This window comes from Sphingomonas sp. Leaf30, assembly GCF_001422525.1.
GTDB classification, from domain to species: Bacteria; Pseudomonadota; Alphaproteobacteria; order Sphingomonadales; family Sphingomonadaceae; genus Sphingomonas; species Sphingomonas aerolata.
In genome coordinates, this window is sequence record NZ_LMKZ01000001.1 from 788,172 (window position 1) to 795,197 (window position 7,026).

Here is a 7,026-nt window from a genome sequence, read left to right on the forward strand (position 1 = left end):
CGACACAGGAAAGCCCGATGACCAACCAGTTCGACCTCACCGACGACCAGCGCGAGATCCAGGAGCTCGCGCGCCGCTTCACCGCCGACCGGATCACCCCGCATGCGGCCGAGTGGGACGAGAAGCACATCTTCCCGCGCGACACGATCAAGGCGGCGGCCGAGCTCGGTTTCGCGGCGATCTATGTCAGCGAGGAGAGCGGCGGGATCGCGCTCGGGCGCCTCGAAGCCGCGCTGATCATGGAGGCGATGTCGTATGGGTGTCCGTCGACGAGCGCGTTCATCAGCATCCACAACATGGCGGCATGGATGATCGACCGGTTCGGCTCGGCTGCGGTGAAGGACAAGTATCTTCCCGATCTGGTGACGATGGACCGGTTGGCGAGCTATTGCCTGACCGAGCCGGGCTCGGGGTCGGACGCCGCAGCGCTCAAGACGCGCGCGGTGCGCGACGGTGACGACTGGATCGTGACCGGATCGAAGCAGTTCATCTCGGGCGCGGGCGAGAACGAGGTGTATGTCACCATGGTCCGCACCGGTGAGGAGGGGCCCAAGGGTATTTCCTGCCTGGTGATCGAGAAGGACATGCCCGGCGTGTCGTTCGGTGCGAACGAGAAGAAGCTCGGCTGGCATTCGCAGCCGACGCGGCAGGTGATTTTCGACGGCGTCCGTGTGCCGGGCGCCAACATGGTCGGCGGCGAGGGCGAGGGCTTCCGGATCGCGATGATGGGGCTCGACGGCGGGCGGCTGAACATCGGTGCGTGCTCGCTGGGGGGTGCGCAGCGGTGTCTCGACGAGGCGATCGCCTATACGCGCGACCGCAAGCAGTTCGGCAAGCCGATCGCGGACTTCCAGAACACGCAGTTCATGCTGGCGGACATGGCGACCGAACTGGAAGCGGCCCGCGCGCTGCTGTACATGGCGGCGGCCAAGGTCACGGCGAACGCGCCCGACAAGACCAAGTTCGCGGCGATGGCGAAGCGGCTTGCGACGGACACCGGCTCGTCGGTGGTCGACCGCGCGTTGCAGTTGCATGGCGGCTACGGGTATCTGCAGGATTACCCGATCGAACGCTTCTGGCGCGACCTGCGCGTGCATTCGATCCTCGAGGGTACCAACCAGGTCATGCGCATGATCGTCGGCCGCGAACTGACCCGGCAGTGATTCGTAGGAAGAGGCCTCACACAGCGACCACCCCGGCGAAGGCCGGGGTCCAGGTGGGGGACGCGCATTGGCCAGGGGCCGTCCGTTGTTACATCGACCTTTCCAACTGGGCCCCGGCCTTCGCCGGGGTGGAGACTATATGAACGACCTGATCACGACAGTCGACGGGCCTGTCGGCCGGATACGGCTGAATCGGCCCAAGGCGTTGCACGCGCTCAATCTGGCGATGTGCGAGGGCGTGCTGGAGGCGCTCGAGGCGTGGCGTGGAGATGCGTCGGTTGAGGCGATCATCGTGGATCATGCCGAGGGGCGCGGGTTCTGCGCCGGGGGCGATATCCGGATGCTCGCCGCGTCGGGAGCCGGCGATGGCGTCGAAGCGCGCGCGTTCTTCCATGCCGAGTACCAGATGAACCACCGGCTGTTCGTCTATGCCAAGCCGATCGTCGCGTTCATGGACGGGATCACGATGGGCGGCGGCGTCGGGCTCGCCTTGCCGTGCACGTACCGCGTCGCGACGGAGAACACGAAGTTCGCGATGCCCGAGACGGGGATCGGGCTGTTCCCCGATGTCGGCGGGGGATGGTATCTGTCGCGGCTGCCAGGGCGGATCGGGCAGTATCTCGCGCTGACCGGGCACCGGATCAACGGCGCCGATTGCCTGGCGCTGGGGCTGGCGACGCATTATCTGACGAGCGCCAAGCTCGAGAGCGTGAAGGACTCGATCGTCGAGCGTCCCCGCGAGATCGACGTCATACTCGAAGGGGCGTCCGACGTACCCGACGATGCCGAGATTATGACGCATCGTGACGAGATCGACCGGCTGTTCGCGTCCGATGTGCTCGAGGAAATCTATGCCGCGCTCGACGTCGATGGTGGTGAGTGGGCCGCGAAGACGCTTGCGACGCTCAAAACCAAGTCGCCGCAGACGATGAAGGTGTCGCTCCGGCTGCTTCACGAGGGCGCGGCGATGGCGAGTTTCGCAGACGAGATGAAACAGGAATATGCGGTCGGCGCGCATGTCGTGCAGCGGCACGATTTCATCGAGGGCGTGCGCGCGGTGATCGTCGACAAGGACAATGCGCCGCGCTGGGATCCGGCGACGCCCGAGGGTGTGAGCGATCACGTGATCGACCAGATCTTCGCGCCGTTGCCCGAGGGCGAGGCGTGGACGCCGGGATAATCCGTCATCCTGACGAAAGTCAGGATCCAGAGCCATGTACGATGACGCTCGTGGCTCTGGATCCTGGATCAAGTCCAGGATGACGATGCTTATTGGAGACTGAGATGGCCGATTACGAAACGATCCTCGTCGAGCAGCGCGGTGCGGTGACGCTTGTCACGCTCAACCGCCCGCAGGCGCTCAACGCGCTCAATTCGCAGGTGCTCGCCGACCTGATCGCCGCGTTCGCCGCGTTTGATGCGGATCCGTCGCAGGGCTGCGCGGTGCTGACCGGTTCGGCCAAGGCGTTCGCGGCCGGTGCGGACATCAAGGAGATGCAGAGCCAGGGCTTTGCCGACATGTATGCGAGCAATTTCTTCGCCGGCTGGGAGCAGGTGACGCGGACGCGCAAGCCGATCATCGCCGCGGTCGCGGGCTATGCGCTGGGCGGCGGTTGCGAGGTCGCGATGATGTGCGACTTCATCCTTGCGGCGGACACCGCCAAGTTCGGCCAGCCCGAGATCAAGCTCGCGGTCTCCCCCGGCATGGGCGGATCGCAGCGTCTCACGCATGCGGTCGGCAAGGCCAAGGCGATGGAGATGGTGCTGACCGGGCGGATGATGGATGCGGTCGAGGCCGAGCGCGCCGGGCTGGTGTCGCGGATCGTCCCCGCCGACGAACTGATCGAGGAAGCGGTGAAGACCGCCGCGACGATCGCCGCGATGGCGCCGCTGGCGGTGCTGGCGAACAAGGAAATGGTCAACGCGGCGTTCGAGACGGGGCTCGCGATGGGCGTGCAGTTCGAGCGGCGGCTGTTCCACGGGCTGTTCGGTACCGCGGACCAGAGCGAAGGCATGGCCGCATTCGTCGAGAAGCGCGCGGGGGCCTGGACGGGCAAGTAGCGCGGCCACCCGTCATCGTCGCTGCCTGGATCCTGACGAAAGTCAGGATCCAGGGTTACTGGCCGTGTCGTTCCTGGCTTTGGATCCTGACTTTCGTCAGAATGACGGGGTTGGGGCGTTCGGGACGTAGTCGCGAATGGCGGGGTTGGTGCGCGAGCGGCACAGTCGCCGCGGCAGATTTAGGAGAGAGAACATGGCACGCATCGGATTCATCGGCCTCGGCAATATGGGCGGCGGCATGGCCGCGAGCCTCGCGAAGAACGGCCATGACGTCCACGCGTTCGACCTGAGCGCCGACGCGCTGGCCAAGGCGAAGGCCGCGGGCTGCCTGCCCGTCGCATCCGCCGCCGAGGCCGCGGACGGGGCGGAGGCGATCGTGACGATGCTGCCCGCGGGCAAGCACGTCGCCGAGGTGTATGACGCGCTGTTCGGCGTCGCGGGCCCAACCGCGATCCTGATCGACTGTTCGACGATCGACGTCGCGACCGCGAAGCAGGTCGCCGACGCCGCGCAGGCCAAGGGGCTCGCGGCGGTCGACGCGCCGGTCTCCGGCGGGATCGGCGCTGCCAATGCGGGCACGCTCACCTTCATGGTCGGCGGTTCGGCGGCGGCGTTCGAGCGCGCCGAGCCGATTCTCGCGGCGATGGGCAAGGCGGTGATCCACGCCGGCGCGAACGGCGCGGGGCAGGCGGCGAAGATTTGCAACAACATGATTCTCGGCGCGACGATGATCGCGACCTGCGAGGCGTTCGTGCTGGCCGACAAGCTCGGGCTCGACGCGCAGGCCTTTTACGACATCGCCAGCGTCTCGTCGGGGCAGAGCTGGTCAATGACGACCTATGCACCGCTGCCGGGGATCGGCCCCGACACCCCCGCCGACCATGACTATCAGGGCGGGTTCGCGGCGGCCCTGATGCTGAAGGACCTGCGGCTTGCAATGGCGGCGGCGCAGGATGTCGGCGCCGACACGCCGATGGGCGCGAAGGCGGCGGAGCGCTACGAGGCGTTCGCCGAGGCCGGGCAGGGCGGGCTCGACTTCTCCGCGATCATCCGCACGTTGCAGGGCAAGGCCTAACCCGGCGCGCGGCGGACCGGCGGGAGCGCGTTGCAGATGTCCGCACCGCCCGCCGGCACCGTGAAGAAGGGCGGCGTCCGGTTCTCGCGCCCCGCGATCCACGCGGTGAAGCGCGGGTTGCGCGTCGCGCGGTACTGGAAGTGCGGGCGGGTGGCGGCGGGAAGGTCGCTTGCCAGCCGCGCCGAGACGATCGGGCTGCGTTCGGCAGGCGTGGCGTAGAAGCCGAGCTCGCCCGTTCCGCGCGGCAGCGACGACAGCCACTCGATCCCGTCGACGACGCGTCCGACGACCGCGATGTTGCGGTCGAGCGCGCGCGGCGCATGGCCGATCACGGTATAGAGCTCGGCGCCGCTGCCGACGCTAGGCGCCAGATCACGCGCAACGCCGACCATCCCGTAGCAATGCGGCAGCCATTGCCGCGCGCCCGACCCGGCGAGCGGCCAGCCATCCGCGCTGTAGCCCGCCCATTCGGCATAGGGATCGCGCTTGGCCAGCCGCGCGACCGCGGTCGGCCCGGCCATGTCATATTCGGCGGCGATCCCGTCCGCGACGCCGGGGACGAGCGGCTTCTTCTCGGTCGCATCGCCCCATTGCGCGACGTAATTGTCCTGCACGCGGTACACGCTCGTCGCGGTGTCCCACCAGCGCGCGCGGGCGAGCGCGCGGATGTTGGCGACGTGCGCGGGCGCATAGGCGGGCGCGAGGCGGAGCGTGAAGCCATGCCCGTTCGCCAGCGTGAAGACGAGGATTTCGTCATCGGGCACCGCGACCCAGTCCGCCGCGACCGGATCGGACGGCAGCGGCGCGGGCGCCGGCGTGGCTTGGGCGAGGGCGGCGGCGAGAAGGGCGGTGATCATCGCTGTGAGACTGCCCGAGTGCCGCGCATCACGCAATCGCTTGCGCCGCAGCCAAACCCGCTCTAGCAGGCGCGTTCCAGAGCAATGCGGAGCGGTGGCCGAGTGGTCGAAGGCGCTCGCCTGGAAAGTGAGTATACGTCAAAAGCGTATCGAGGGTTCGAATCCCTCCCGCTCCGCCAAAACTAGTCTAAAAAAGACCAGAAAACCGTGACTTTTTGTGTTGTCGAGGGTTTCGTTCCCACGGTTGTTCCCACATTCGGTTTCGACTTTGGGCGGTTAGATGCGGACAGGCGCGAACGATTAGCGATCGTTGGGCGGTATGCTGGCGGCTTTCGCTAAAAGCACGATGCGCCACGTTATCATGCCGCCAGCGTTGTTGGTCCGGCATTTCTTGGCTGGTCCAATAGGCCCGCGCATAGGCTTACCCCGAACTGCCATTACTGCCAGAAGTTCATGATACCCCGGAACCGCCGTGCCCCTCCTGTCGCGGCGGATGCCCGGGATCGTACGACGCTTTTCATCAGCTCTGCCGAGGTGTGCATAGCGTTTCCATTTTGCGGTTCGAGGCTTGGCCAGATCAAGCTGTTCGACACTCCCTTGCAGCTCGACACGCGTGAACAGCTTTAAGGAACCCCAGCCTACCCCCGGGGGGGGTACGTGGTGTCAGTGACCCGGTATCAGACCTCAGCGGTTCCATCAGGGGGGACTCTGCCTCTGGGTCGAAAAACGCAAAAAAATACGGAATAATATTTCAAAATCTATTTCGCGAAGTTGGGATTTAATACCTCGCAACCGCCGGCCACAAATACTCGATCCAGTTTTCCTGACTCGGCCTGCTTCGTTTATCACCCCATTCTCGATTACGATGCCCTGTGCATCGGTAGACGGAACCGGATTAAAAAAAATCGAGGTGGCTGCCGGGTTTGATGATCGCGAAATACATGTCTGCCGCGCTCTAATCCGGGATAATGCGTTCCACCCGAGTAACCGCAAAATATCCGCGCGAGACTGCAACATTACGCGGCTCGTTTGTATGCAATCCAGTCCCCAGCACAGGATTGCGCACAACCGAGTTACTGCTTTGTAAACTGATACCGTTCGGCCGGGGTGTCGCCGTAAACTGAGTCAAAGAGGTAGATGAAAACGCCGAAGCTCATAGCGGCTGGTAGGCCTCACCGTGGAGAACGCAATTGGTGGAATGCGGAACGGCTGCTTTCGGGTCAGGAGACGCATTCAGCCGACGATCGTTCATGTGGAGCGGATGGCGACTTGCCGCCGTCAAGCGCTCTTTAGAAGCTAAGAACCGGCCTCCACAGCCAGCAGTCGGATAAACGTCGAGCGGCGAAAAAGTAAGCGTTGCCGCACTTGTCCCGTCATCTGCCCCTTTGCGAGTACAGTGTATCTCGAAGCCAGTCGCCAACGACTGCCACGAGGCGAGGCGATCCGAGGTACGGGCCCAACCTCGACACCTCATCCGACGCGCCTGTGACCGCGCCTTCCTGGAACGAGTGGCCGAGCCCGTCCAGCATTACAACTCGAGCGCCGGGGTTGCTTGCCAGAGCGGCACGTGCCGCAGGTGCATCGTCCACCAGCATATCTGTGGTCCCGTAGATCGCTAGAACGGGAATGTGCAAGGCCCTGAGATCGGAGGCCGACCGAAGCTTTCGTGCGCCCCAAGCCTCTGGAACGTCGATCATGGCGAGCGCTTGTTCCGCCTGAGCGCGCGGGAACCCCGCTGCCTCGAACCGGGCTACGGCGTTGGCATGAAGGCGTGCAATCGTTGCCGCATCTCCGCTGTCTACACGAGCCTGGAGCAAAGCCATGGCCGCATCCGTCGCCGGGCCGATGAGGGTGTCACGGCCGCCGACAA

Annotated in this window: 5 protein-coding genes and 1 tRNA gene; 5 read left to right on the top strand and 1 reads right to left on the bottom strand. The window is 65.3% G+C overall.

Annotated elements, in window-relative coordinates; all coding sequences use genetic code 11:
* Positions 1–17: 17 nt before the first annotated feature.
* The 4 genes from ASE89_RS03730 (at position 18) to mmsB (ending at position 4,299) form a co-directional block, all read left to right on the top strand.
* On the top strand, positions 18–1,163 hold the full coding sequence (locus tag ASE89_RS03730) for an acyl-CoA dehydrogenase family protein (protein WP_031394233.1): 1,146 nt from the start codon (positions 18–20) through the stop codon (positions 1,161–1,163).
* Positions 1,164–1,302: 139 nt separating this feature from the next.
* Positions 1,303–2,343, top strand: coding sequence for an enoyl-CoA hydratase/isomerase family protein (locus tag ASE89_RS03735; protein WP_056674135.1), 1,041 nt, complete (start codon positions 1,303–1,305; stop codon positions 2,341–2,343).
* 104 nt (positions 2,344–2,447) lie between these two features.
* Positions 2,448–3,224 carry an enoyl-CoA hydratase gene (locus tag ASE89_RS03740; RefSeq protein WP_056674137.1) on the top strand — a complete coding sequence of 259 codons (777 nt, stop codon included), beginning with the start codon at positions 2,448–2,450 and terminating at the stop codon, positions 3,222–3,224.
* A gap of 193 nt (positions 3,225–3,417) precedes the next feature.
* Entirely contained in the window at positions 3,418–4,299 is an 882-nt protein-coding gene (gene mmsB / locus ASE89_RS03745; RefSeq protein ID WP_056674141.1) for a 3-hydroxyisobutyrate dehydrogenase, read from the top strand.
* Here the strand turns inward: mmsB and ASE89_RS03750 are convergent.
* Positions 4,296–5,156, bottom strand: a complete 861-nt coding sequence (locus ASE89_RS03750) for a peptidylprolyl isomerase (protein WP_056674144.1) — start codon at positions 5,154–5,156, stop codon at positions 4,296–4,298. The two genes, mmsB and ASE89_RS03750, sit on opposite strands and share 4 nt — an antisense overlap.
* 88 nt (positions 5,157–5,244) lie before the next feature.
* On the opposite strand from ASE89_RS03750, the gene ASE89_RS03755 reads away from it, so the two are divergent.
* Positions 5,245–5,335, top strand: a tRNA-Ser gene (locus tag ASE89_RS03755).
* The last annotated feature ends 1,691 nt before the right edge of the window (positions 5,336–7,026 follow it).